Origin of the sequence: Microbulbifer zhoushanensis (assembly GCF_021729055.1) — a bacterium.
Taxonomy (GTDB): Bacteria; Pseudomonadota; Gammaproteobacteria; order Pseudomonadales; family Cellvibrionaceae; genus Microbulbifer; species Microbulbifer zhoushanensis.
The window spans coordinates 563,589-589,749 of the sequence record NZ_JAJSAO010000001.1; the positions used below are offsets into that span (position 1 = coordinate 563,589).

Below are 26,161 nucleotides of genomic sequence, written 5' to 3' on the forward strand. Positions count from 1 at the left end.
CCTGAGATCGAATCTGGAAATGATTCACGGAAACGGCCAGCCCCGGTTTCTGCCGGGGCCGAACGGAGTGGCAGTTTGGTCAGGAACCTCAAAAAACGCGTACTGATTCTCGGCGGTTATGGGACCTTTGGCTCCCGCATTGCCCGGCTGCTGTCGGACCGGGACGACCTGCAGCTCATTATTGCCGGGCCCCACAGGTCAAAGGCAGAACAACTGGCTGCGGAATTGCCCGGCCCGGCCGAAGGCCTGCGGCTGGAGCGGGACTCAGTCAATCTCACAGCGCAGCTACAGACACTGCACCTGGATCTCCTGGTTCACTGCGCGGGCCCCTTCCAGGAGCAGGATTACCGGGTAGCCCGGGCCTGTATCGATTCCCGCACCCCCTATCTCGATATCGCCGACGCGCGCCGTTTCGTGTGTGACTTCCATCGACTCTCCCCCGCCGCCGAGCACGCCGGTGTGCCGCTGGTCTCCGGTGCCAGCTCACTGCCCGCCCTCAGCTCGGCAGTGCTGGCGGAGTTGCGTGACGAGTTCAGCCGCATTGATTCCGTCGATATCGCCATTGCCCCTGCACACCGTATCGACCGCGGCCTGGCCACCGTGCGCGCCGGATTCGAATCCCTGGGCCAGGGCTTCCCGGCCCTGCAGGATGGGCAGTGGCGGGAGTCCTACACCGGCGCCCAGCTGCGCAAGATCCAGCTGGCCCACCCGGTGGGGGACCGCTGGCTGTGCGACTTCGATGTCCCGGACCTCGAGCTGTGGCCCCGCGCCCTGCCCGGGCTGCAAAATGCCCGTTTCGGTACCGGGGTCCAGCCCCGAACACTACAGCTGGGCCTGGCGCTCTGCGCCCGGCTGGCCCGTGCTCACCTGCCACTATCAATGCCGTGGCTCGCCCGGCAGGGACATCGACTGGCTGCCCGCTGGCCCGGGGGATCGCCCCATGGCGGCATGGTGGTGCATATCGGCGGGCTCGATCACCAGCAGGCCCCACTGGGCTATCGCTGGCAGGTGCTGGGCCTGGGTGGCGATGGCACCTGGATCCCGGCCGCCCCGGCGGCCGCCATGGCCCGCAAGATCCTCGATGGCACATTCAGCGAAAGTGGGGCCCGGGCCTGCTGGCAATTGCTGGACCTGCGGGACATTCTGCTGGAGCTGAACCGCTTCTCGGTGATCAGTGCCTGTGAAAGACTGGATGAAACCTGTGGCCGGCAGGTGCTGCCGGATTTCCAGGTATGAATGCATACCTTGTATTCAAGGCGCTGCATGTACTGGGCGCGATGGTGGTATTCGGCACGGGAATCGGCATTGCATGGTATGCGCTCCGTGGCTGGCGCACCGGCGATATTCATATCATGCAATGGATCAGTGCCGAGACCGTGGCGGCTGACTGGATTTTCACCGCCGCCGCGATTCTGCTGTTGCTGGGCAGCGCCAGCGGCATGCTGTATGCCAGCCCCACTCTTCTGGAAATGCCCTGGCTGCGCCTCTCCGCGTTCCTGACATTTCTGGTGTTTTGCCTCTGGGTACCGGTCGTGTTTATCCAGTACAACATCCGCAGGCGCCTGCGAACTGCGCCCGCCCGCGAAGCCTCCCCGGGCATCCGGCGCTTGCTGGTTTGCTGGTACCTGCTGGGTGCACTGGCCCTACCGCTGATGGTCGCGATCGTATTCCTGATGGTAATGAAGCCCGCCTTCTGACAACCGCACGAACCGTCGCAGTCAGAGAACCTTGCAGACCTCGTCAAAGTCGAACCGCGGACTGCGGGGATGCAGCATCTCCGGGTTGCCATAACCCAGGTTGCACAGGAAATTGGACCTGATGTGACAGCCCGGCCCATGCTCCTGCTGGAAGGTGATGCCATCACCCTCATCACTGAAGAACTCACTGTCTACCTTGCCGTTGTCGAAGCCCGACATGGGGCCACAGTCCAGGCCCAGGGAGCGCGCCGCGAGGATAAAATAACCGCCCTGCAACGAGCCATTGCGAAATGCCGTGGCTGCAGCCAGCTCAGCGTTATCGACATACCAGTCGCGCGCCGGGGCGTGGGGAAACAGTCTCGGCAGGTAATCATAAAACCGCATATCGTAGGCGATAATCGCCGTCACCGGGGCCGCCATGGTCTTGTCCACATTGCCCTCGTTGAGGGCCGGGCGCAGGCGCTCCTTGGCCTCCCTGCTGCGCAGGAACAAGACCCGCGCGGGGCAACAGTTGGCACTGGTGGGCCCCATTTTCATCAGGTTGTAAAGCTTTTTCAGGGTGTCGTCGGTCACCGGGCGCTCGAGCCAGTGGCTGTGGGTACGCGCCTCGGTGAACAACTGCTCCAGCGCATGCTGTGAAAGCGAATGGCCCATAAACATCTCCTGTCAGTCGGTTTCCATTTTTGCAACTGAAGCCCGCGAAATATCTTCAGCTGATTACTGGCTGGCGAATCAGCAACAAGGCCAACATCACCACGTGGCAGCCCATTACGATATAACTGACCCGGCTGCGTGTACGAAAGTATGCATAGAGCCCCGGCACATTGGGATTGAGCCGCGCTTCCGCCCAGCGCGTAAAGGCGAACCCAAATAGCAGCAGCGCCAATCCCATTGGCGAGCGGAACAACAGGAGCGCCACCCAGGCTCCAAGACATACAGCATTGCTCAGTATCCCCAGCAGGATACGATGCGGGTGCGCGCCCCGGTTCAAAGCCCCACCCCACCAGATGCCACAGAGGAAACTCAGGATGCAGGCACTGTAGGCCACGAACAGGAAAAGGCCGCCCACGCCCATTACCTCCACCCCCGCCAGCTCCATCAGGATACCGATCACAAACGGGGCAACACCGGCATAGGCCAGCATATTGAACAGGCGGGTACTGGGGGCTGGGGTTGTTATTGTCTCGCTGCCTTGAGTCATGTGGTCTAAGCTGACAAGCTGCAATTGTGCGCACCGCCAGGTGGCAGTCCAAGCTTAGTCCATACAAAACCGGGAGTCCCAGTGGAACAGGAACACAAGATTGACGTGAAGCAGGCGCTGCGTGTGTTTGACCGGATCACGCGGGAGGGAGAAAAACGCGACGATGGCTGGCACTACCGGGGACTGACCGCGGAAACCGATTTCGATGGTTACACCGTGTTTATCAGTTCACCAAAAGTAAGGCTCACCGTGTTCTTCCATAACAAGTACACGGTGGACTACAAGAACGCGCACGAACTGGGGGAGTTTGTCGAACTGCTGAAGAAGCTGGATAAATAAAGGCTTCTCGCGCCGAACCGGCCCACTTCCCGGGGATTCGAACGCACCTCGTACTGGACGCAAACCAGCCCTAGCCCTTGGCAGGAACCCCACTATGGAAGCGGAACTCACCATCGACGTCCTGCACCAGTGACTTTTCCACTTCCAGCAACTCCTGCACACGCGGCGCTATATCCTCTTCCGTGGCTCCCTGCGCCAGCGTCAGGTAATCACGGAAATGCCGCGCCTCGGACTTGAGCAGTGAAAGGTAAAACTTCTGTAACTCGTCATCCAGCTGTGGCGCTATACGGGCGAAGCGCTCGCAGGAGCGCGCCTCGATGATGGCGCCACAGATCAGCGTATCCACCAGGCGCCCCGGCTCGGCACTGCGCACCTGCTCGCGCAGACCCGCCGCATATCGCGAGGCGCTCAGGTGGGGATAGGCGATACCGCGCTTTTGCATGATGGACAGCACCTGTTCGAAATGTCGCAGTTCCTCCCGCGCCAACCGTGACATCTTGTTCAGCAAATCGAAATTGTCCAGGTAGCGGAACATCAGGTTCAGGGCCGTGCCGGCTGCCTTTTTCTCGCAGTTGGCGTGGTCCACCAGCATAAGTTCGGGCTCGGCCAGGGCTGCCTCGACCCAAGCATCCGGCGTGGGACACAGCAGGAAATCGTGAATGGCAGAGAGGTCGGGAACCTGGGCAGTCTTGTCAGTCATCGGCACACATCATCGCGCTGGCAGTATCAGGGGGCGCGATTATAGCGGCGTCACCGCTTCCCGTGAATCGCAGCAGGCCCGCGCCGGCGAACACCAGGCCACTACAGCCACACCTCCGGGAGGCCAGGATACCAGGAGTCCCGGGCCCTACCCGGCCGCCCGGACATGACCGGTCACCAGGCCACACTGCCCGGCAAGCTCATCCCGGTAATGGATCCAGGCGTGGAGCACGTGGCCCATCCACGTGAGCACCGCGGGGCGCTCCCGCTCATCGACAAAATCCAGCATCAGGTGCCAGGCGGCCTTGCGGTGCGCGCTGTTGACCGCGCGCTGCGCGCGCTCTAGAGCAAGGCAGCCCACAGGCAGGCCGTAGTGCTTTACCAGGGGGTGGTGGTGCGGTCGGGGCACGGGTGGCTTTTCCTGGCCCGGCTCGATTACCCACCGCTCGTGGCGTGACCCCTCCAGGAACAGGGTGGTAACCGCAGAGGCCACTGCCCAGCCTTTCTCTCCCGTGGCCTCATCCAGTACGGCGCGGTATGCGGCCGCCTGCGGCAGCAATTGCGGGTGGCGAAAACGGTCCACGTTCATCCCCAGGCCCCGGGGGATTTCCAGGAACAGCTCTGCATGGGGCCCAGAGCCACTGATCTTGCCGGTCTCCTCTTCATAGAGGCTCTCGGCCAGTTCCCGCCTGACCTTTGGCAGCGGGCACTGTGCATAGGCTCTCCCCAGGAATATGCCGTAGTCCCGTACCCAGGTGGCATATTCCTGCTCAAGCAGGATGTGCAGCCGGTCGGGCGGCAGCTGGCCATGCTCCACTGCCGGGTCGGACCAGTGCACTTTGCGCTCCATAACGCGCAGCAGGGAATCCCTGAATTCAGTTCGGTTCATAGCCGGGAATATTAGGGCGCAGCGGTCCCGGCGGGTAATCGCCCTGCCTGGCTAACCGTCGATGGTGGCACGAGGCCAAGATGGGACCATACAAGAAACGATAAATTGATAACGACTTATTACATGGTTATTATCCGGTAATCCCAACAGGAGCTTTTTCATGGCGAACGGGACCGGGCCGCAACAACAGCGCGAGATCGCCCAGCTGGCGCGAAAGGTCGGGCCGCAACTGGAGAGGCTGCATCATTGCGCGCATGTGCTGCAGGGCGATCTGGAGCGCATGCAGGCGTCGTCCCGGCAGTGGGAGCATTACCTGCTGCAGCCGGCGTTTGCGCAGGACGCGGCACAGCAGCTTGGCGGGAGTTTCGAGCGTCCCTTCTCCCTTGCCGGCGCGCTTTATTCCGCCCTGGAACACACCGATCTCACGGGCGGGGACGCCCGCGGCACCCTGCAAATTCCCGGGGTACTGGCAGTACCGGAGAATGTGATCAGCGCAGCGGCGGAACTCAACAGGGCCAAGGAAAGCTTTGCCGGGGCCGTGAGTGCTTTCCGCCACGCAGTCGAAGACCGCCCTGCCCCGGAACGGGACCGCCGCCTGCGCGACCTGTTTGCAGAAGTCGGCCATCCGCGCACGCACCTGCGGCAGTGTTACCGCCAGGTGCTGCTCTGCCCCACCCATCCCGACGCTATTGCGCTGAGCTGGATCAAGGCGCGCAAGTCGATCCGCAAGGTCACGGTCAGCTGGTGCGATAGAAAGCTCGTAGCCATGGATCCACAGGGAGCAGATCCGGGTATCCAGTACCAGCGCCAGCTACTGGCCAACCTGCCTCGGAACCGGCATGACGACCTGCGCCAGGTGCAGGTACAGAGCCGCCCCAACCTCCAGGTGGCGGAGATTTTCCGTGAAGACGTGAATGGGCAGGGTTCGAGTGATGGGAGCGCGGGAGAAAGCTATCGCCAGGTGGGGTACGCGGCCATGCCGGTACTGGTGAGATCGGATGCAGCGGGCCGCCTGCCCGACTTCAGTCGCGTGGACCACGAGCCCGGCGCCGGCCGGCGCCGCCAGCGCCGTGACCTGGCCCTGCCCCGCGAGCCTTTCCTGGCGGCATTGCGGGTGCACCTGCGCGGCGGGAGCTGAGCGCCCAACCGACACCGAGGCTTATTCGCTGTCGAAATGCGCCAGCGTGTCGCTCACACTCGCCCGGCAACGCAACAGGAGGTCGCTGTAGCCTTTTTCCAGCGGCGATAGATCCTCACCCTCCAGCCAGGTCAGCAGCTCCCGGTCCGCCTCACGGCGCTGCGCCATGACCTCCCGGGCCTGGTCCGCAGAAAAGAGGGACTCCAATCGCTGCAGCAACTGCTCGCCCACCTCGCGCTCACTGTCCGGAACCGCCGGCAGGTCACCGGCTTCGCGGACCGCTGCAGCCACCAGGGCGGCCAGCTTGTCACGCTCACTGGCAATGCTCCGGCAGCGATTGCTGGCGCCCGCATCGTTGAGGAAATCAGCCGCGTGGCTGTAGCTATCGGCGCTGTGTTTCAGTGCCACATGCAGGTCATGCAGGGCCACCTGTACATCATCGCGAATCAGAGCCATCTAAGCCTTTCTCCCTGTTATTGCCCACTCAAATTATTTTCCGCCGCTTCCGGCCCGTTAGCGGAAAGCCCGGGCGCATCCCGGGGCACAACCACCTCCAACACCCGGGGCAACACCCTGAACATCGCCGGCGTGCGTGTCACCGGCTCGCCGTCGGCATGCACCTCCATCCCTTCAGGGACCGTCACCAGCTCGATCTCCCGGCCCGATGTATTGAAGACCCGTCGGGCCAGGTCGTGGCGGCCACCTCGTAGCAGCGGCGCCAGGGTCAACAATTCCCAGAGCCGCTGCGGACGCAGGCTGTAAAGATTGAGTAACCCGTCATCAATGGTCGAATCGTCATCCACCACGTTACCACCACCATAAAAGCGACCATTGCCAATCGCCAGCTGGATGGAGCGCAGGACCCTCTTCTGGCCGTCGATCATCAGCCGCACGCGAAACTGGTTGCTGCGGGCCAGGGCCAGGCCCAGGGCCCGGAGGTAACTGAAGACACCCCAGCGCTGCTTGACCTCGTCCGACAGCTCCCGCGTCACCATAACGCCCAGCCCGATATTGGCGACATTAAAAAAGTACTTGCCGTTCACCTCGCCCAGGTCAATCTGCCTGCGGTGATTGGCCGCGATAACCGAAAACGCCTGTTGCAGGTCATTACCTATGCCAAGGGAACGCGCCAGGTCATTGGCGGTACCCAGCGGCAGGATTGCCAGGGGCAGTTTGCATTCCAGCAGCACCCCGGCAGCGGAACTGATGGTGCCGTCCCCACCGCCGATGATTACCAGGTCAAATTCACCACAGCGGCTGCGGATAGCCTCGCGCGTCTCCTCGGGGCTGCTGGAGGCAACCTCCTCCACTTCCATGCCGGCATCGCGCAGCAGCGCCAGCCCGGCATCCAGGTCGGCACTGGAGCCACTGCGACTCTTGGGGTTCAGGACGAGCAGCGCGCGCAGGGGCGCCGACGGCATCTGGCTGATAGGCAGAACTCCTGTTCACTGCGCGGGCCCGGCCGCGCGCTTCTTCCGATTCTAGGCCAGCCGCCGGGCGACCGGTCAGGCGCTTTGCAGGCCCGGGGCGACAAAACGCAGGTAATAGGCAACCGACAGCGCGTAGAAATCCTCATCGATCCGCCGGCGCAACTCCACCAGGGAAGCATCCCGGCCCTGCACCGTCGGCTGCAGGCCGTAGTCGGCCGGGTCGCTGATCTGGCTGGCGCCGGCGCGCAGCAGTTCGAACACCCAGCAATAGGGATTCTGCTGCTCGTCGAATCGGATCTGCTGGTGGCGCAGCTGGGCCTCCAGCAGGCGCTGGTCGACAATCTCCAACTGGCTGCGCACCGCGTTGGCCAGGTATCCCTCGCGCCGTTCGGCAATAATACGGCGCTGCTCCTCGGTGTAGGCATTCCAGTCGATTACCTCGTGGGCAAAGCGCTTGCAGCCACGACAGACATCGTCACCGATACCGGTGGAGCAGACGCCAATACAGGGAGTGCGGACTTTCTTGTACATCAATTAACCAGAAGTTGCGCGAAGTTTTCACGGGCCGGTCGCCGGGCGGCGGTAAAATTGAGCCCGTAGACTATTTTGTTTGCATTCCAATGGGAAGATGCCAGACCGTCGCTGCATATTTTACGACCAAAATTCACCAGACAAATAGTGGCAATTCGCATAAGTTATTGATTTTTCAATAAACTTAACAGCCGTGGGGCTTTCCTGTAGAATCCGCGCCCATCCCCAGCGGCCAAGAAACCGGAAAAATCCGCACTGAAATAACTGCGGTGAATTCCACCAGCTGTTGGTCCACCCCACACACAAAGAGGGACTTATCCGTGCTTGAAGCCTATCGCAAACACGTCGCCGAACGCGCCGAACAGGGTATTCCGCCCAAGCCCCTGGACGCCGAACAAGTGGCCGGGCTGGTTGAGCTGCTGAAGAACCCGCCGGCCGGCGAGGAACAGGAACTGGTCGACCTGATCACCCACCGCGTACCGCCGGGTGTGGACGAGGCCGCTTACGTGAAAGCCGGCTTCCTCTCCGCCATCGTCAAGGGCGAGGCAGAATCCCCGCTGATCGACCGTGAACACGCTACCAAGCTGCTGGGCCAGATGCTGGGCGGCTACAACATCTCCACCCTGGTGGACCTGCTGGACGACGGCGACCTGGCCGGACTGGCAGCCGAGCAACTGAAAGGCACCCTGCTGATGTTCGACGCCTTCCACGATGTGGAAGAGAAAGCCAAGGCCGGCAACGAGCACGCCAAAGAAGTGATGCAGTCCTGGGCCGAGGGCGAATGGTTCACCAAGCGCAACAAAGTACCGGAAAGCATCAAGGTTGCCGTGTTCAAGGTAACCGGCGAAACCAACACCGATGACCTCTCCCCTGCCCCGGATGCCTGGTCCCGCCCGGACATCCCGCTGCACGCGCTGGCCATGTACAAGATGAAGCGCGACGGCCTGGAGCCGGAAGAGCCGGGCGTTACCGGCCCGCTGAAGCAGATCGAGGAAGTGAAAGCCAAGGGCATGCCGGTCGCCTTCGTGGGCGACGTGGTCGGCACCGGTTCCTCCCGTAAATCTGCCACCAACTCCGTGCTGTGGTACTTCGGCGAAGACATGCCCGGCGTACCCAACAAAAAGGCCGGCGGCATCTGCATCGGTGGCAAGGTGGCCCCGATCTTCTACAACACCATGGAAGATGCCGGCGCACTGGTATTCGAGGCACCGGTCGACGACCTGAACATGGGCGACATCATCGAGATCCGCCCGTACGACGGCAAGATCCTGAGCGAGGACGGCAAGGTCCTGTCCGAGTTCGAACTGAAGTCCGAAGTACTGCTGGACGAAGTCCAGGCCGGTGGCCGTATCAACCTGATCATCGGCCGTGGCCTGACCACCCGCGCTCGCGAGGCGCTGGGCATGGAGCCGTCCGACCTGTTCCGCAAGCCGGAGCAGCCCAATGACACCGGTAAGGGTTTCACCCTGGCGCAGAAGATGGTGGGCAAGGCCTGCGGCATGGAAGGCGTGCGCCCGGGCACCTACTGCGAGCCGAAGATGACCACCGTGGGCTCCCAGGACACCACTGGCCCGATGACCCGCGACGAGCTGAAAGACCTGGCCTGCCTGGGCTTCCAGGCCGACCTGGTAATGCAGTCTTTCTGCCACACCGCCGCCTACCCGAAGCCGGTGGACATCGACACCCAGCACAAACTGCCGGACTTCATCATGAACCGCGGCGGCGTTTCCCTGCGCCCGGCGGACGGCATCATCCACAGCTGGCTGAACCGTATGCTGCTGCCCGACACCGTGGGCACCGGCGGCGACTCCCACACGCGCTTCCCGATGGGCATCTCCTTCCCGGCCGGTTCCGGCCTGGTGGCCTTTGCCGCGGCTACCGGCGTAATGCCGCTGGATATGCCGGAATCCGTGCTGGTGCGCTTCAAGGGTGAGCTGCAGCCGGGTATTACCCTGCGTGACCTGGTCCATGCAATCCCCTACTACGGCATCCAGCAGGGCCTGCTGACCGTTGAGAAGAAGGGCAAGAAGAACGCCTTCTCTGGCCGCATCCTCGAGATCGAGGGCCTCGAGAACCTGACCGTGGAGCAGGCCTTCGAGCTGTCCGACGCCTCTGCCGAGCGCTCCGCCGCCGGCTGTACCATCAAGCTGTCCAAGGACACCATCGCCGAGTACCTGCGCTCCAACATCACCCTGCTGCGCTGGATGATCGCCGAGGGCTACGGCTCTGCCCGCACCCTGGAGCGCCGCGCGCGCGCCATGGAAGAGTGGCTGGAAAACCCGGAGCTGATGGAAGCCGACAAGGACGCCGAGTACGCCGAGGTGATCGAGATCGACCTGGCCGAGGTCAAGGAGCCCATCGTGTGCGCCCCGAACGACCCGGACGATGCCCGCCTGCTGTCCGAAGTAGCCGGCGACAAGGTAGACGAGGTGTTCCTGGGTTCCTGCATGACCAACATCGGTCACTTCCGCGCCGCGGGCAAGCTGCTGTCCCAGCACAAGGGCAGCATCCCCACCCGCATGTGGATCGCTCCGCCCACCAAGATGGACGAGCACCAGCTGATGGAGGAAGGCTACTACAACATCTACGGCGCTTCCGGTGCCCGCACCGAGATGCCGGGCTGCTCCCTGTGCATGGGTAACCAGGCGCGCGTGGCGGCCAACAGCACCGTGCTGTCCACCTCCACCCGTAACTTCCCCAACCGCCTGGGCGACGGTGCCAACGTGTACCTGACCAGCGCGGAGCTGGCCTCTGTGGGCGCCATCCTGGGCAAACTGCCCACGCCCGACGAGTACATGAAGTACGCCAACAACATCAATTCCATGGCGGCAGAGATCTACCGCTACATGAATTTCGACCAGATCGAGGAGTTCCAGAAGTCTGCCGAGGAAGGCAAGCGGATCGCCGCGACCGAGATTCAGGAAGTGAGTGTTTAAGCGCTAGCCTGGCCTGAAATGAAAAAGCCCCGCATCGCGGGGCTTTTTTTTGCCTGCAGGACCGCGGCCCAGGCATGGCCCCGGCATTGAGACCTAACTCAACGCTTCCTGAGGGTTGAACCCCGGGCATCAAGTCCCGCCAGGATCGCTTTCATCTCAGCGGCCTCTTCCTCGGCCCGCTTTGCCCTGGCAGCTGCGATGGCCGCCTTCTCGGCCTCGATGGCCTCCCTGATCTTCTTTTCCTTGGCGGCGCTGCCGGTACGGCCACTCGGCAGCTTTTCCTTGACCACCCTGGTGGCAACTTTGGAATTGGAGCTACTTTCTGTCTTGGTCTTTCTGGAGGCGGAGGTTCTGGACCCGGGCTTGGGCCGTGGCGCCAGGGCCGCTTTGGTGGTGCCAGGTCGGACCGTTTTTATGCCCGCAAGGCTTTTCCCCCCATAGGCCTCCAGCGCCTCCTCCAGGAGCATCTTCAGTTCTGCCGCATCTTCCGCCGCTGCGAACAGGTTCACCGAGAAAGCATCCGGGCCAAATTCCTTTAGTTCCTTATAAAAGGGATGGTCAATCCCCAGCTCAAGCGCATCCTGAAACTGCCTGAACCGGGCTTCCGGTGACACACCCTCGCGCGCGGTGCCAACCCAGACATCGTCCGTCACTTCATTAATAAGGGTAAATACGATCATACAACCTCAAACAACAACACTGGCACCCATTCAGAAGTCTCCAAACGGGTAAATGGGCGCGCATTCTAATGAGATATCAATAAAAGTGCAGTCTTGACTTGGTGGGAATACAAGCAGAATTGAGCCGGTCCGCTCAGGCAGTATCCAGCGGTGACCGTGTTCAGAAATTAAACAGGGATTGGTTTCCCCTCGCCAGCCACAACCGACCGGCTGTGTATGGCCGGCGGCAGCTTCACAGCGGCTTTTACCTGGTTCTTTATGTTGAGCAATCTAGCAAAAAGTAGCGACGTTGCAGCTGCGTTACTTAGGCATTGGACTTCCAATTAACGGCCGGGGCACTTGCGGCATGGCTTTATCCGTCCCGACACGCGAACAGCTTACTGCTCCGGATTGACAATAAAGACGATTGGTAAATTCAGCGGAAAGCATTGGGCGGAAAGCTATGACTTCCCGCCGCGTCAAGAAGGAGTCGGGAATAGCGCAGCTGCCTTTTGCGTTTACAACCTGCCGCCCTAAAGTCAAGGAAACAAAAAAGGGGCCTTTCGGCCCCCTGCCCGCCCAGCAGTCACCTGCCTGCGGTCTGCTGCGAACCATCTTTCGGTTTATCAAACCGATCCAGGTTCATCACTTTCACCCAGGCATCCACAAAGTCATTCACAAACCGCTTCTCGCCATTCTCCGTGGCGTAGACCTCAGCCACGGCCCGCAACTCCGAGTTGGAGCCAAAGATCAGGTCTACCGGGGTGGCGGTCCACTTAACCTTGCCACTCTTGCGATCCTTGCCTTCGTAGATGCCCTCCCCTTTCGAGGACTTGGACCACTCGGTATCCATGGTCAGCAGGTTGACGAAAAAGTCGTTGGTGAGGGTACCGGGCTTGTCCGTGAATACACCGTGTTTTACGCCTCCGGTGTTGGCATCCAGGGCCCGCATCCCGCCGACCAGCACGGTCAGTTCCGGTACGGTCAGCGTCAGCTGGTCGGCGCGGTCCACCATCATCTCGGTTGGGGACATACTGTTGTCCTTGCCATAGAAATTGCGGAAGGCATCCGCCCTGGGTTCGAGGAAAGCAATAGAGTCCACTTCGGTCATCTCCTGGGTGGCATCGCTACGTCCGGCCGTGAAGGGCACGGTGACGTTATGGCCGGCTTTTTTAACTGCCTGCTCAACCGCGGCATTCCCGCCCAGCACGATGACATCCGCCAGTGATACCTTTTTGCCACCGGACGCGGATTTGTTGAAGTCCTGCTGGATGCTCTCCAGCTTGCTCAACACAGAGGCAAGCTCCTGCGGATCATTTACCGGCCAGTCTTTCTGCGGTTCCAGGCGGATACGGGCACCGTTGGCGCCACCGCGGAGGTCAGAACCACGGAAGGTGGAGGCCGAGGCCCAGGCGGTGCGGACCAGCTGGGGAACAGTAAGCCCTGAATCGAGTATTTTGGCTTTCAACTGTTGGATGTCCCCGTCACTGACCAGCTTGTGATCCACCTTGGGCACGGGGTCCTGCCAGATAAGGTCTTCGTCGGGTACTTCCGGGCCCAGGTAGCGGGATTTGGGCCCCATGTCGCGATGAGTCAGCTTGAACCAGGCCTTGGCAAAGGCCTCCTCCAGCTCTTCCGGGTTGTTCTTGAAGCGCTCGGAGATCTTGCGGTACGCAGGGTCCCTTTTCAGTGACAGGTCCGTGGTCAGCATCACCGGCGCATGACGCTTATTGGGGTCATGGGCATCCGGTACCAGGTTCTTGGCATTCTCATCCTTGGGAATCCACTGGATTGCCCCGGCCGGGCTCTTGACCTGTTTCCACTCGAAGTTATACAGGTTCTGCAGGTAATTGTTGCTCCACTTGATCGGGCTGACTGTCCAGGCGCCCTCCAGGCCGCTGGTGAAGGTATCCTTGCCCTTGCCCTCACCGCACTTGTTCTTCCAGCCGAAGCCCTGCGCCTCGATGGGCGCCGCGGCGGGCTCGGGGCCGATACAGTCGGGCTTGACGGCCCCGTGGTTCTTGCCGAAGGCATGGCCACCGGCAATCAGTGCCACGGTTTCCTCGTCGTTCATGGCCATGCGGCCAAAAGACAAGCGGATTTTTTCGGCTGCAGCCAGCGGATCACCATTGCTGCCCGGCCCTTCGGGATTGACGTAGATCAGGCCCATCACAGTGGCGGCGAGGGGGTTCTGGAGTTTCCCGCCATCCTTGAAGCGCTCCTTGTGCTCCAGCATCTTTGTTTCGGGCCCCCAGTACACCAGGTCGGGCTCCCAGTCATCCTCGCGGCCACCACCAAAGCCAAAGGTCTTGAAGCCCATGGACTCCAGTGCCACGTTACCGGTAAGCACCATCAGGTCGGCCCATGACAACGCTTCACCGTATTTCTGCTTGACTGGCCACAGCAGGCGTCGCGCCTTGTCCAGGTTGGCGTTATCGGGCCAGCTGTTAAGGGGATCGAATCGCTGCTGGCCCCCGCCGGCGCCGCCACGACCATCCGCCACGCGGTAGGTACCGGCACTGTGCCAGGCCATACGAATCATTAACGGGCCATAGTGACCGTAATCTGCCGGCCACCAGTCCTGCGAGGTTTTCAACGTCTTTTCTATATCGCTTTTGACCTGCTTGAGGTCGAGACTGTTAAACGCCTCGGCGTAATTAAAATCGGCGCCTAATGGATTGGACGCCTCACCATGGGCTCGCAGGGGCGACAGGTCGAGCTGGTCGGGCCACCAGAACTGGTTGGATTTCGGTTGCCCGGGTTGTGGTGGATCCTGGGCTTGTGCCGGTCCGTATGGGTTCAGCAATGCGAGTGCTAATGCAAACGCCCCGCAACGGGATATCGTTTTATGAAACATGGCGGTGTTCTCCTCCGGAATAGCAGACTGCATACCGGTAAGAAATATAAGAAAGATTCCGGACGAGAGAGCTGAAAGAAGCAGCAAAAGAAAATTCAGGCGGCAATAGACGCCAATGAATGTCATAGGTTAAATCAATGACACCAACACTGGTGTAGTCGGGCACCCGGTTCAACGGACAGGGGCAGCATGTAGATATGGATGCCAGAAGTTTGAATGGACCCATACACGACATTTCCACTGCCGTTTTCATGCTATAAGGTGACGTAACAATCTACGGCTACGTGTGTCGGTAACGATGTAGCAGTGGCCCGGACACCAGCGAACCCGGGAAATATTGATAAAACGATGCAAGGTCCACTAGGTTCCGGGCCGCCAGGGAGCCACAGAGCGAATCAGGTCCAATCGAATACCCGGATGCCAGGGAGCACTTACCATGGCCAAGCGCCTGTCTTTAGCGGTGTGTATTTTTCTTTTTGCCGGGATTGCTCTCGCCAGCTGGCGGACACCCCCTTCGGCAAATGACGAGCGAGACCAAGGCAAGTTTGACCCCGCCCTGGTAAAAACGGGAGAGGTACTCGCCGGCATAGGCAACTGCAGTACCTGCCACACAGTGTCAGCGGACAAACCCTATGCCGGCGGCGTCGACTTTCCCACCCCGTTCGGCACACTCTATTCCACCAATATCACTCCCCACCCCCAACAGGGTATCGGCAGCTGGTCCCGCGAGGATTTTTTCCGGGCCATGCGCGAGGGCGTGTCCGCAGACGGATCGCACCTCTATCCCGCTTTTCCCTACACCCACTACAAGAATGTCACCGACGAGGACCTGGACGCCCTCTACGCGTATTTCATGACGCGAGAGCCGGTGGACCACACCCCACCGGAGAATGCCCTGCGCTTCCCCTTTAACCAGCGGTTCCTGCAGTGGGGCTGGAAGCTGATGTATTTCGATCCGGAGCCCTGGCAACCGGACCCGGCACAGAGCGACCAGTGGAACCGGGGCGCCTACCTGGCCAAGGGCCTCGGCCATTGCAGTGCCTGCCACACCCCCAGGAACGCCATGGGCGCCGAGGAGAAGGACCGGGCCTACGCCGGGGCGCTGGTGGACAACTGGTATGCACCGGCGCTGGACGCGAGCCAGCCGGTGCCGGTGCACTGGGACGAGGAAGCGCTGTACCAGTATCTGCGCAGCGGGCTCTCCGCGAATCACGGGGTCGCAGTGGGTTCCATGGGTGAAGTCGTGCACCGGGGCCTGAACCGCGCCGCGGACGATGATATCCGGGCGCTGGCGACCTACCTGGTTTCCCTCTCGGGGGAAGAGAACAGCACCGAACAGGTTCAGCCCGCCGAAATCATCACCGCGGCCCAACAGCGTGCCGATACGGACCACAGCGCTGGCGAGATGCTCTACGTCGGTGCCTGCGCCGCCTGCCACTACAACTCTGCCGATAAACCGATGGCAGCGCGTGCAGAACTCAGCCTCAACAGTGCAGTAACCGCCGAGGACCCCACTAACCTGATCCGGGTGGTGCTCGAGGGCATTGGCACAGACAGTGGCACCCCTGTCCTGGTGATGCCGGGCTATGCGGCCCTGAGCGACAGCGACCTGGTAGCGCTGGCCCAGTTCCTGCGGCGGCGCTCGGGCCTGCCGGAATGGAAAAACCTCCGGCAGCGGGTGGAAGAATTACGCGAATTACACCGGCAGTCGCAGGTAACCGAAGCGCAACAGGCAGGGGAATAAGCATGGCTATCAAGTTCAAGATCAACCGCGAGCCGGTGACGGTCGATGTCCCGGCAGATACCCCGCTCCTCTGGGTCATCCGCGACGATATCGGGTTTACCGGTACCAAGTTCGGCTGCGGTATCGGCCTCTGTGGTGCCTGTACCGTGCATGTCAATGGCCGTGCCACACGCGCCTGTATCACCCCGGTAAGCAGCGTGGAGAATACCGTGGTGACCACCATCGAGGGGCTGGCGGAAAACGGCCACCCCCTGCTGGAGACCTGGGTCGAGGCCCAGACGCCCCAATGCGGTTATTGCCAGCCTGGACAGATCATGCAGGCGGCGGCCATGCTGCGCGATTTCCCCGATCCCACCGATGAACAGATCGACCAGGTGATGAGCGGCAACCTGTGCCGCTGCATGGCCTATATCCGCATCCGCGAGGCCATCAGGATGGCAGCAGGTCGCCTCCGGGCCGCCGCGCCGCAGGGTAACGATGAAGACCGGGAGGCCAGCCATGCTTAAGTACCTGACCGGCAGGAACCAGCAGGGCCCGGGGCATACCAGGGATAACGCGGACACCGAACTGCCCTCCCCCGGGCGCCGGGGATTTATCATCGGTATGGCCGGTGCCGGCCTGACTCTGGCCTTCGCCCGCTCGCCACTGGGCCTCGCCAATCCGGCCAGGGCCGTGGCCGATGGTGCCTTCGAGCCCACCGTGTGGTACCAGATCCAGCCGGACGGGCGCATCATCGTCAATATCGCCAAGGCCGAGATGGGCCAGCATATCGGCACCGCGCTGGCCCGGATTGTCGCCGACGAACTGGAGGCCGACTGGGACCTGGTGGAACTGCACCACGTGGACAGCGACCCCAAATGGGGCTACATGGTGACCGGCGGCAGCTGGTCTGTATGGCAGAGTTTCACCCCGTTGAGCCGGGCCGGAGCCGCCGGACGCCAGGTACTGATCGAAGAGGGGGCGAAAAAACTCGGTGTTCCCCCGGATCAGTGCCGGGCACGCAACAGCCGGGTTATTGGCGGGGGCCGCTCCATCAGTTATGCCGACCTTGTCAGCAGCGGCAATATCAGCCGCAGTTTCACCGACGAGGAGCTCAAGCAGATGCCGATAAAGCCAGCCTCCGAGAGGCGCATTATCGGCGGGCAAACCCGGGCGCTGGATATCCCCGGCAAGGCAGACGGCAGCACCCTATATGGCCTGGACGCCAGCCTTGAGGGCATGGTCTACGGCCGCCCCATTATCCCCCCGACCCGCTATGGGTCCGCCATCAAGAGCATCGATGACAGCGCCGCGAAGGAGATACCCGGCTATCGCCAGACGATTACACTGGAAGACCCTTCCGGCACCGTGCCCGGCTGGGGAATGGTGATCGCCGACAGCTTCCATGCCGCCAACCTGGCGGTGGATCGGATCAAGGTGGACTGGTCTGCCGGCAAGACGGCCGGTGTGGATGAGCAGGCACTGCTGGATCGCGGCCGCGAGCTCATCGGTACCGCCGACCAGGGGGTACTGGTGCTGGACGAGGGAGACGTGGACGGCGCCTTCAGCAATGCCGCGGACACCCTGGAATCCGAATATATCACCCACGGGGTTTTGCACTTCCAGCTGGAGCCGGTCAATGCCGTCGCCAGGGAAAAAGACGGACGCTGGGAGATCCATACCGGCAACCAGTGGCAGTCGCTGATCCTGCCTGTGCTGTCCAAGGCGCTCGGGGTGCCCGAAGACCGTATCGTCATGCGCACCTACATGCTGGGGGGTGGTTTTGGGCGGCGCCTGAACGGGGACTACGCCGTGCCCGCCGCCCTGGCGGCCAAGGCCCTGGGCCGGCCGGTAAAAATGGTCCTCACCCGGGAGGACGACACGCTGTTCGATTCCATCCGTTCGCCGTCGGTGCAACGGGTACGCATGGCCTTTGACGACGACGGCAGGATCACGGCGATGGAGCACCACGCCACCGCCGGCTGGCCCACCCAGGTGATGGCACCGGGGTTTATGGCCGAGGGGGTCAACGGCAAGTACGATCCCTTCGCCATCCAGGGCGCCCTGCACTGGTACAGCATGGACGGGCACCGGGTAAGGGCCATCCCCAATGACCTGGCCAACGATACTTTCCGCCCGGGGTGGTTGCGCGCGGTGGGCTCCGGCTGGGTCAACTGGGCACTGGAGAGTGCCATCGACGAGGCGGCACACAAGGCCGGCGAGGATCCGCTGGAGTTTCGCCTGCAGCGGCTGAAGGCCGAGGGCCGCAATGCCGGCAGCGCGCCCAATTCGGTGGGCGGTGCCGCGCGCCAGGCCAATGTGCTGCGGCGGGTACGGGAAATCTCCGGCTGGGGCGAAGAGATGCCGGCGGACACCGCCCTCGGTGTGGCCACCACCTACGGCCAGGAACGCAACATGCCCACCTGGACCGCCTGTGTGGCCCGCGTCCGGGTGGACCGGGAGAGCGGTCGCCCTACGGTGGAAAAACTCACCCTGGTGACCGATGCCGGCACCATCGTGCATCCCGACGGCGCCCGTGCACAGGTTGAGGGCGCAGCCCTCTGGGGCATGAGCATGGCCCTTTACGAGGGCACCACCTTCAGGGATGGCAACGTGGTGGATAACAACCTGAACACCTACACCCCGCTGCGGATGCGCGATGTCCCCGAAATCGAGATGGAGTTTGTGGACAGTACCGAAACCGCTGTGGGCCTGGGGGAACCCGCCACCACGGTAGTAGGTCCCGCAATCGGCAATGCCATTTTCGCGGCGGTGGGCGTGCGCATGCGCGAGATCCCAATCCGCCCGGAGGCAGTACTGGCGGAATTGCAGAAGAAGGCCGATGCCTGAGTCATTCCAGCTGGCCCGGTAATCGGCAACAGCTATCTCCCGTGCCTGCCGGCGCCTGTTTCCCCCGCCTCCGCTGCGGGACAGGTAAGTGTGCACCTGCAGAACCCACGGCCCTGCTAGCAAATTTAGTGCAATTTCCTGGTTGCCGATCGGCGGAAGCGATACGGCATTTGCGGGAAAGCATCACTGGCTGCTAATTCATCAGGGAGCCACCACACGCTACTGATGCGACATATTCTTGCTATATGTACCCAGTGGGACGGGAGCCAGGCCTTGCTACATGCAACTCCCCGGAAAATCACTCTATAACCGACTGTGCTCCCCCCTGTTTGGTCAGGATTTTCCCCGGGGGCGGGACATTGCCTCCCAAATCCACGAACCTTGAACGGGGCTTAACGTCCAATGGAAATAGAATCAGGATCGAAAGATACGGAGGACCCGGGAGCAACTGCAGTAATCACCCACCGTGTGTGCGAAGAACACCAGGCTGCCTATGAGCAGTGGCTGGATGAAATTGCACCCAAGTGCAAAGCATATCCGGGTCACCTGGACTGGAGTATCATTCGTCCGATCCCCGGAATCACTTCCACCTTTACCGTGGTGATCCGCTTCGACACCAAGGCACACCTGCAGGCATGGATGGACTCCGGGGATCGGCAACGGCTGATAGACCAGGTCCAGCCTTTGTTACTGGAGGGCGATGATTTTTATATCAGCAGTGGTCTCGATTTCTGGTTCACCCCCAGTGGCGCCAGGGCGCAGTTACCCACCCGCTGGAAGCAGTTCCTCGCGACCTGGTCGGTAATCTATCCCCTGGTACTCGGCATGCCGTTGTTGATTTTGCCGGCATTGCGTGCAGCAGGATCTCCCGAAAACCGGCTACTGGACACTTTCGTGCTCACCGGGAGTATCGTGTTCCTGATGGTCTATGTGATCATGCCCCGCTACACAAAGCTCATTCGACACTGGTTGTTTGACTGACAGGCATGCCTGGAAGCCCTGCCAGCCTGCTCACTGCCCGCGTAGCTGCAGTCAAGCCCGGGCAATACCCAGGTGAACTGGAAAACGGGAGCCACAATGTCCGGCCGCGTTATTTTTTTTGATGTGATAGAAACCCTGTTCTCTCTGGCTCCATTGCACGACCGCTTTTCCAAGCTGGGCCTGCCGGAGCAGACAGCACCGCTATTTTTCACACAGTTGCTGCGGGATGCTTTTGCCCTGTCGGCCGCCGGCAGGTTCCAGCCCTTCCCGGCGATAGCTCGCGCGACCCTGGAAGTTGTGCTCACCAACGCCGGCAGTCCTGTGAACGATGACCGGGTCGAGCGCATCCTGGGGGAATTCTCACGGCTGCCCGCGCACCCGGATGTGCGCCCGGCGCTCGAGCGGGTGCGGGCAAGCGCCGATACCCGGGCGATACTGCTGACCAACGGCTCACGGGACAATACCGAGAAGCTGGTACAGGAGGCGGGACTCGAATCTCTGGTGGACGATATCGTCTCCATCGAGGAATTTCGCGTATGGAAACCCATGGCACAGGTATATCGGCAGGCCGCTGCGCGGGCGGGCGTTGCACCGGAGCAGGCCACCCTGGTCGCGGCCCATGCCTGGGACACCAATGGCGCCATTGAAGCCGGACTCAATGCAGTCTGGGTCAGGCGCCAGGACACTACCTACCATGCCCTGATGGCCACGCCGCGGGCCTGTGTGGCAAACCTTGAAGAGGCTGTGCGCGCAGTGCTCAGCCCCGCCTGAGCGGGTTGCCAGCTGCGTCCACTCAATACCCAGGTTCCAGGCACTGGAAGTTTCCCGGGGGCTGGCTGCCGGGCTTGGCATTCAGTAGCAGGAAGCTCATCACGTGCAGGTTCTCGAAACGCGCCTCGTAGGGCGGGAAGCTCTCCACGCCGTGCGGGAAGGCGTTCAGGTGGCAACGGGCACAGCTGAAGCCCTTCTGGGTATAGGTTTCCAGGGTGGTGTTCACCAGGTTCTGCACATTGGAGTGCTGCGGCCCCGGGATACCGGGACCCAGGTGCGGGTTGGGCTCACGCAGGTTCTTATTCTGGGTCCCGATCAACTGGTAGTAGGACCAGACGCTGTCCTTCAGCAGCGCCTGGTATTTGTAATTCACCAGCTGCACATCCGGCGGGATCGGGGTTACCCTGGAGACATTGACCATTTCCCGCTCTTGCTGCGGTACCAATGCTTCGCCCGCCTTGTACGGTAACGGGATAACATTGGCCACCCCGCCCTCGCCGTTCACCTCGTAGCCATTGGGATAGCGGGCCGGGCGGCCATTGACCCCACCGGGATTGAGGGCCGGGCGCGCCGGTTGCGGCAGTGTATCGAACAGCTTCCTGCCCACTTTTACGTTATCGATATGCTCGAAAGTGGATGGCAGGTGACCAAACGGCGTCACCCGGTGAATATGGAACCCCACCAGCCCCATCAACGTGGGTTCGCTCAGGGAGCCATCCGGCAACGGGAACTGCAGCACCCGGCGGAAATAGCGGCCGGGAATATCGGCATCCTCACCCTCGGTCTTCAGTACCTTCCAGGCCGCCTTCACCTCGGTCATGCCCTGCTGTGCCCAGGGAGGCAATGCATCAATATAAAATTCGGTTCCCTCCGGCACCCGCTGGAAATAACGCCGGGCCGGGTCACCCGGGTGTTTTGCCAGCGGCGGCGCGGCATTGTTGGCATCGGCGTAGTCGATGTAATCCTGCACCACCTGCGCCTGGGTATCGGCATCGTAGTAACCGAACTGCTTGATATAGGTGAAATAGGGCTGGCTCTGGGTGACCTCGACCCGCAGGTAGCGGCGGTTCTGGTCCACCACCGGGCCGGTGGGTACATTGGCGTTGGTGTATGGCTGGTTGATACCCGGGGCAAAGGGCTTACCGTAGGCGTAATCCCCCACGTAGCATGGGGGGCGGGCCACCCGTTGCAGGCCGGTAAAGTCCGGCTGCCCCCACTCCACCGGCCACTGCTGCGGGTGGACGAATACGGTCTCCGGCGACATATAGGTTTCCCATACCACGACACGCTCGGGATCGTAGGTATTCGAGATCGGGGCCGGGCGCGCCCGCGGATCCGGTTCCCCGCGCAGGCCACCTTCGCGATAGGGCCAGTTCAGGGCAATAAAGCTCTGCCAGGCAAATTCATAGATATCCAGCTGGCTCGGGTCACCGGCCGGTGTATTGCCCGGGAGTTGCGGCCGGAAGCGCTGGTTCACGTCGAACGGCATGATCCAGGGCCTGTCCACGAGCAGGGATTCCGCCGTGACGGGCGGCGCCCCCCCGGCAGCGACAATCAAAAACAGCCCCAGCCAACCAATTCTGCCCGCCCTGTCCATACGCCGATATCTCCCTACTTCAGTTGGAGTGCAACTGGCGTTCCACACCTAAAGCCTAGATCGGGATGGCCACCGTTCCCGCGATCCCGGGATCATTGGCGCACGTTTGCTCCCGCAGCACGCTGGAATGTGCCCGGAGCAACGCAGCCGGCCCGGGTTTTGCCATCAACTACCCGGTTACTTACACTGGGCTTTGGTAAATTCGCGGGTCCTGCCCCCTCACACGAAAAGTGGTTTGCCCATGCGAAAACGACAGGAACAAGTGCACCCCCAGTCGAAAATCAGGCGGGGACTGTCCATGGCGGTTATCCCCATTGCCGCGGCGGCCGGGCACCTTGCCAGCGCCGCCTTTGGTGCAGGTGAAATTTCTGTCGAACCAGCTTTCGCCCTACTGACCGTACTGGCCAGCGCCATCGTCTTTGTGGCCAGCTACTGGCTCTATGGCTGGTCCGAACGGGCTAACTTCCGGCACGCCCCAAACAAACCGCTGCGCCGGCTGGCCTCGCCCGTTTTGTGGATGCCCATGATTATTGTGCTGCTTGCCGCTTTCGCGCACCTGTTGAACCAGTCGTGATGCGCCGGCAGGCCGCCAGGCGCGGGTTGATCCCGGCTACTCTCGCGTGCGTATATAAACTCAATGGGAGCGGCACAGAACAGGAAAGCGCGGGGATACCTTGGCCGATAACCGATTCACGATGTTTTACGATGGTCGCTGCCCACTGTGCATGCGGGAAATCCGCCACCTGCGCCGCTGGGACACCCGGCATCGCGTAAATTTCATCGACATCAACTCGGCCGACTTCAGCGAACGCTATCCGCAGATCGACCGTGAACGCGCAATGGCAGTATTGCATGCGCAGCTACCTGATGGACGTGTGATCATCGGTCTCGATGTGACCGTGGAGACCTGGTCCCGTGTAGGCAAGGGGCACTGGGTCCGCTGGCTGCGCTGGAGGCCGATCCGCCCCTTCAGCAACCTGGCTTATCGCTTCTTTGCCCGGCACCGTGACCGCGTCGCTCAACTACTGACCGGGGAGCGCCGCTGCCCCGACGACCACTGCAAATGACCGGGGGACGCATTGCAAAAGACCAGACACTGGCACCGCGCCGATTTTGACCAGCTGGAAAAACTGTACCGGGTAAACCTGGTCAACAGCCTTTCCGGCTTCAAGAGCGCCAACCTGATCGGCACTGCCGATGCCAGCGGCCACCCCAACCTGGCGATGTTCAGCTCGATAGTGCACCTGGGGGCCAACCCGCCCCTGATCGCCTTTATCAACCGGCCGGACAGTGTCGAGCGCCATACCCTGGAGAATCTTTTGGCCACCGGCTGGTTCACCGTCAACCAGGTCAATGACGACATGTGGCAGAAGGCCCACCAGACTTCCGCCCGCTACCCGCGGGAGGTATCTGAATTCGACGCCACCGGCCTTGGCGTGGCTACCTGCCCGGTGTGCCCCGCCCCGTTTGTCGCCGAGAGCCGCCTGCGCTTCGCCTGCCGCCTGGTAGAGCACCAGACCCTGCAGGTAAATGGAACCGTGATGGTTATCGGGGAAATCGAGTACCTGGAGGTAGAGGGCGAGGCCGTCCGCAATGATGGCTATATCGATATCGAACGCCTGGGCACGGTGGCGGTGAGCGGCCTGGACAGCTACCACCGCACCCGGCGCCTGGACCGGCTGCAGTACGCCAAACCGGACCGGCCGGTGCGCCCGCTGGGCAGTGCAGGCGACCGGGACTAACATAGCGCTGATAGCTTATTATGCGAGGAGGCGGTGTGAACAAATCAATCTTACTGATGGGCGCCGTGCTGGCACTGTTGCTGGCAGCCGGAGCTGCCGCCAGTCCCCCGCCGCTCAAGGACCTGTCGTCGCTCGTGTCGCACAAGCGGGTACTACTGATCAGTGGCGTCCCCGCAACTGCTGGTTACCCGCAGCGGCTGCGCGAGGCGCGCGTCGAAACAGCCGAGCGCGACCTGGTGTGGTTTCGGCTGACGCCGCCGGCGATCGAGACCAACTATGCCGGACCGCTGGCACCCGGGTTCGGAGAGGCACTGGCACAGCGCTATTTTGGCGACGAAATCCCCGGTGCCACAGTGGTCCTGATCGGCAAGGACGGGACGGTGAAGGTGCGCTACCGGAAACTCGACCTTGAGGGGCTCTTCGAACGTATCGACAGCATGCCCATGCGCCGACAGGAGATAAGACAGTAGCGGACCCGATAGCGCCGCGCGGATGCCGACTGAGTTGCCCGGCTCTCCGCTGGCGCGGCCAATCACCATTTGGCCTGAACAGCCACAAAGTGCCCTGCCAACTGGTCCAGCCCGCGCTGTGGATCGTCCTCGGCACGCGGTCCGGTACCAGGGCACTGCTGTATTTCGTGCTCGCTGCGTTGACAGGCTTCCTGCTGCCTGAAACTGTCAACTACATTAAGCACTACGGGCCCTGCCACGGGCAGCTGGCATGCGGTCGCAACGGAGGGGTGACGCCGGCGCACTCCTGGAGCGCCAGCCATCAGAGTGGGCACGTGTCGCTGTTTGAGCTTTCGCGCCACTCCGATCATCATTTCCGCGCAGGCCACAAATACCCGGTGCTTCGCCACCACGACGGCGTTCGCAGATGCCCAGCGGCTGTCCCGGCATGATACTGCTGGCGGCCGTGCCCGTGCCCTGATTCCGGGTAATGGACCGGCGGCTGCAGGAGAACAGGCAACCGGTAACCGGACCCGATATCATGTCGAAAACACACAGAGAAAGGATGCAGCCATGCCAGTCGTTCAGAGAGACAGCCTCGCCCTTCACTACGAGATCCAGGGCAGCGGGCCCGCCCTGGTACTTCTCCATAGCTTCCTGTGCTCGGGCGCCATGTGGCGCGAGCAGGTGGAGGCACTTGCCGAGCACTACACCGTCATCACCGTGGATATTCGCGGCCACGGCAAGTCATCAGTTCCGCAGCAACCGTTCAGTATCTACGACCTGATGGAGGATGCGCTCGCGGTGCTGGACCGTGAGGGGATCGACAGCGCCATCTGGGCGGGCCTCTCCATCGGCGGCATGATCGCACTACGGGCGGCGGTCAAGGCACCACAGCGGGTCAGGGGCCTTATCCTTATGGATACCCACGCGGGGCCGGAAAAAATGCTCAAACAGCTTCGCTACCGCCTCATGGTTCTCGCGGCGCGCATCTTCGGGATCCGGTTGCTGTTACCGCAGGTAAACAAGCTGATGTTCGGTGACTTCACGCTCGTCAACAAGCGCGACCTGGTAAATGAATGGCAGGAAGAATTTGCCCGCGTACCAATGCCTACCATTGCCCACGGCGTCAATGCCCTCTGCAGGCGCGACTCACTGCTTTCCCGACTGGGACTGATAGAGAAGCCGACACTTGTGATTGTCGGCGACGACGACCGCTCCCTGCCACCACACCTGTCCAGGGAAATTGCCGACAGTATCGAGGGGGCGCGACTGGAGATGATCGCCAAGGCCGGGCACCTGACGGCACTGGAGCAGCCGCAAGCAGTCAACGAAAAGATGCTCGAGTTCCTCCGGAAAATCGACGCGGGGGAAGCGGCGTCCTCACCGAGCGAAAATTCCACGCCGGAACATTCCTAGGCTCCCGCACGAGTCACTCGGGCCCGTCATGCTGGCGGGCCCTTTTCATTGTATTTTTCAATCGCCCTAATTACCGGGTGTATGGGAGCGGCCATAGAGGGACGCTCTCCAGCAGCGGTTTAAGCCGGCAGCGCAGTAGTTCGCAGCGTGTGCCGATACCTGAATTAAACTTTTACATCGACTCTCCGGAAAAATCATCCTGTTTGCACATGCTCCCTGCAGTTTATTAGGCTACTGGGCACATTTTCCGCGG

The 26,161-nt window shown here is 61.8% G+C and carries 25 protein-coding genes; 15 read left to right on the forward strand and 10 right to left on the reverse strand.

The annotated features are described in order from the left end of the window. Positions 1 to 75: 75 nt before the first annotated feature. Together LVD10_RS02420 and LVD10_RS02425 are read left to right on the forward strand one after the other, a co-directional pair. On the forward strand, positions 76 to 1,236 hold the full coding sequence (locus LVD10_RS02420) for a saccharopine dehydrogenase family protein (protein WP_237061686.1): 1,161 nt from the start codon (positions 76 to 78) through the stop codon (positions 1,234 to 1,236). Continuing rightward, complete coding sequence (locus LVD10_RS02425) at positions 1,233 to 1,697, forward strand: DUF2269 domain-containing protein (protein WP_237061688.1); 465 nt, start codon at positions 1,233 to 1,235, stop codon at positions 1,695 to 1,697. Before LVD10_RS02420 ends, LVD10_RS02425 begins: the two co-directional genes overlap by 4 nt. Before the next feature lie 21 nt (positions 1,698 to 1,718). Here the strand turns inward: LVD10_RS02425 and LVD10_RS02430 are convergent, their stop codons facing one another. After that, positions 1,719 to 2,351: a malonic semialdehyde reductase gene (locus LVD10_RS02430; RefSeq protein WP_232942843.1), complete on the reverse strand. Its 633-nt coding sequence runs from the start codon at positions 2,349 to 2,351 to the stop codon at positions 1,719 to 1,721. Between the two features lie 55 nt (positions 2,352 to 2,406). Beyond that, positions 2,407 to 2,898: a DUF3429 domain-containing protein gene (locus tag LVD10_RS02435; protein ID WP_232942844.1), complete on the reverse strand. Its 492-nt coding sequence runs from the start codon at positions 2,896 to 2,898 to the stop codon at positions 2,407 to 2,409. A gap of 81 nt (positions 2,899 to 2,979) precedes the next feature. Here LVD10_RS02435 and LVD10_RS02440 point away from each other — a divergent pair, with 81 nt between their 5' ends. Next, a complete protein-coding gene (locus LVD10_RS02440) occupies positions 2,980 to 3,237 on the forward strand; it encodes a DUF3081 family protein (protein ID WP_232942845.1) in 258 nt (85 codons plus the stop codon). A gap of 70 nt (positions 3,238 to 3,307) precedes the next feature. Here LVD10_RS02440 and LVD10_RS02445 read toward each other — a convergent pair whose 3' ends face one another. Both LVD10_RS02445 and LVD10_RS02450 read right to left on the reverse strand, forming a co-directional pair. Continuing rightward, positions 3,308 to 3,937 (reverse strand): MiaE family protein, encoded by a 630-nt coding sequence (locus LVD10_RS02445; protein ID WP_232942846.1) that lies wholly within the window; start codon positions 3,935 to 3,937, stop codon positions 3,308 to 3,310. A gap of 147 nt (positions 3,938 to 4,084) precedes the next feature. Beyond that, positions 4,085 to 4,825: an iron-containing redox enzyme family protein gene (locus tag LVD10_RS02450; RefSeq protein ID WP_237061690.1), complete on the reverse strand. Its 741-nt coding sequence runs from the start codon at positions 4,823 to 4,825 to the stop codon at positions 4,085 to 4,087. Positions 4,826 to 4,985: 160 nt separating this feature from the next. Between LVD10_RS02450 and LVD10_RS02455 the strand changes: the two genes are divergently transcribed. Next, positions 4,986 to 5,963 carry a hypothetical protein gene (locus LVD10_RS02455; protein WP_237061692.1) on the forward strand — a complete coding sequence of 326 codons (978 nt, stop codon included), beginning with the start codon at positions 4,986 to 4,988 and terminating at the stop codon, positions 5,961 to 5,963. A gap of 21 nt (positions 5,964 to 5,984) precedes the next feature. Here LVD10_RS02455 and LVD10_RS02460 read toward each other — a convergent pair whose 3' ends face one another. The 3 genes from LVD10_RS02460 to LVD10_RS02470 form a co-directional block, all read right to left on the reverse strand. Continuing rightward, positions 5,985 to 6,419: a hypothetical protein gene (locus tag LVD10_RS02460; RefSeq protein ID WP_232942849.1), complete on the reverse strand. Its 435-nt coding sequence runs from the start codon at positions 6,417 to 6,419 to the stop codon at positions 5,985 to 5,987. A gap of 17 nt (positions 6,420 to 6,436) precedes the next feature. Continuing rightward, a complete protein-coding gene (locus LVD10_RS02465) occupies positions 6,437 to 7,384 on the reverse strand; it encodes a lipid kinase (protein ID WP_237061694.1) in 948 nt (315 codons plus the stop codon). A gap of 84 nt (positions 7,385 to 7,468) precedes the next feature. After that, complete coding sequence (locus tag LVD10_RS02470; RefSeq protein WP_237061695.1) at positions 7,469 to 7,924, reverse strand: DUF1289 domain-containing protein; 456 nt, start codon at positions 7,922 to 7,924, stop codon at positions 7,469 to 7,471. A 320-nt stretch (positions 7,925 to 8,244) separates the two neighbouring features. Here LVD10_RS02470 and acnB point away from each other — a divergent pair, with 320 nt between their 5' ends. After that, positions 8,245 to 10,860 carry a bifunctional aconitate hydratase 2/2-methylisocitrate dehydratase gene (gene acnB, locus LVD10_RS02475; RefSeq protein WP_232942852.1) on the forward strand — a complete coding sequence of 872 codons (2,616 nt, stop codon included), beginning with the start codon at positions 8,245 to 8,247 and terminating at the stop codon, positions 10,858 to 10,860. Between the two features lie 98 nt (positions 10,861 to 10,958). On the opposite strand, the gene LVD10_RS02480 is transcribed toward acnB, so the two are convergent. Both LVD10_RS02480 and katG read right to left on the reverse strand, forming a co-directional pair. Then, a complete protein-coding gene (locus LVD10_RS02480) occupies positions 10,959 to 11,540 on the reverse strand; it encodes a GIY-YIG nuclease family protein (protein WP_232942853.1) in 582 nt (193 codons plus the stop codon). A gap of 565 nt (positions 11,541 to 12,105) precedes the next feature. Next, the gene (gene katG / locus LVD10_RS02485) at positions 12,106 to 14,376 is read right to left on the reverse strand and encodes a catalase/peroxidase HPI (protein WP_237061697.1); all 2,271 of its coding nucleotides are present in this window, start codon (positions 14,374 to 14,376) and stop codon (positions 12,106 to 12,108) included. 436 nt (positions 14,377 to 14,812) lie between these two features. On the opposite strand from katG, the gene LVD10_RS02490 reads away from it, so the two are divergent. The 5 genes from LVD10_RS02490 to LVD10_RS02510 all read left to right on the forward strand — a co-directional run bounded on the left by LVD10_RS02490 (position 14,813) and on the right by LVD10_RS02510 (position 20,701). Further along, the gene (locus LVD10_RS02490; RefSeq protein ID WP_255774493.1) at positions 14,813 to 16,120 is read left to right on the forward strand and encodes a cytochrome c; all 1,308 of its coding nucleotides are present in this window, start codon (positions 14,813 to 14,815) and stop codon (positions 16,118 to 16,120) included. Between the two features lie 2 nt (positions 16,121 to 16,122). Further along, complete coding sequence (locus tag LVD10_RS02495; RefSeq protein WP_232942856.1) at positions 16,123 to 16,626, forward strand: (2Fe-2S)-binding protein; 504 nt, start codon at positions 16,123 to 16,125, stop codon at positions 16,624 to 16,626. Further along, entirely contained in the window at positions 16,619 to 18,949 is a 2,331-nt protein-coding gene (locus LVD10_RS02500) for a xanthine dehydrogenase family protein molybdopterin-binding subunit (protein WP_232942857.1), read from the forward strand. Before LVD10_RS02495 ends, LVD10_RS02500 begins: the two co-directional genes overlap by 8 nt. 402 nt (positions 18,950 to 19,351) lie before the next feature. Next, positions 19,352 to 19,930 carry an antibiotic biosynthesis monooxygenase gene (locus tag LVD10_RS02505; RefSeq protein WP_232942858.1) on the forward strand — a complete coding sequence of 193 codons (579 nt, stop codon included), beginning with the start codon at positions 19,352 to 19,354 and terminating at the stop codon, positions 19,928 to 19,930. A gap of 96 nt (positions 19,931 to 20,026) precedes the next feature. Then, complete coding sequence (locus LVD10_RS02510; protein WP_237061700.1) at positions 20,027 to 20,701, forward strand: haloacid dehalogenase type II; 675 nt, start codon at positions 20,027 to 20,029, stop codon at positions 20,699 to 20,701. Between the two features lie 22 nt (positions 20,702 to 20,723). Here LVD10_RS02510 and LVD10_RS02515 read toward each other — a convergent pair whose 3' ends face one another. Further along, positions 20,724 to 22,298: a hypothetical protein gene (locus tag LVD10_RS02515; RefSeq protein WP_237061702.1), complete on the reverse strand. Its 1,575-nt coding sequence runs from the start codon at positions 22,296 to 22,298 to the stop codon at positions 20,724 to 20,726. Positions 22,299 to 22,539: 241 nt separating this feature from the next. Between LVD10_RS02515 and LVD10_RS02520 the strand changes: the two genes are divergently transcribed. From LVD10_RS02520 to LVD10_RS02540, 5 genes are all read left to right on the forward strand, one after another. After that, positions 22,540 to 22,872, forward strand: coding sequence for a hypothetical protein (locus LVD10_RS02520; RefSeq protein ID WP_237061703.1), 333 nt, complete (start codon positions 22,540 to 22,542; stop codon positions 22,870 to 22,872). A gap of 100 nt (positions 22,873 to 22,972) precedes the next feature. Then, entirely contained in the window at positions 22,973 to 23,365 is a 393-nt protein-coding gene (locus tag LVD10_RS02525; RefSeq protein ID WP_237061704.1) for a thiol-disulfide oxidoreductase DCC family protein, read from the forward strand. Positions 23,366 to 23,377: 12 nt separating this feature from the next. Next, the gene (locus LVD10_RS02530; protein WP_237061705.1) at positions 23,378 to 24,040 is read left to right on the forward strand and encodes a flavin reductase family protein; all 663 of its coding nucleotides are present in this window, start codon (positions 23,378 to 23,380) and stop codon (positions 24,038 to 24,040) included. Positions 24,041 to 24,075: 35 nt separating this feature from the next. After that, positions 24,076 to 24,510 carry a DUF4174 domain-containing protein gene (locus LVD10_RS02535; RefSeq protein ID WP_237061706.1) on the forward strand — a complete coding sequence of 145 codons (435 nt, stop codon included), beginning with the start codon at positions 24,076 to 24,078 and terminating at the stop codon, positions 24,508 to 24,510. A gap of 552 nt (positions 24,511 to 25,062) precedes the next feature. Next, on the forward strand, positions 25,063 to 25,908 hold the full coding sequence (locus tag LVD10_RS02540) for an alpha/beta fold hydrolase (RefSeq protein WP_237061708.1): 846 nt from the start codon (positions 25,063 to 25,065) through the stop codon (positions 25,906 to 25,908). The last annotated feature ends 253 nt before the right edge of the window (positions 25,909 to 26,161 follow it).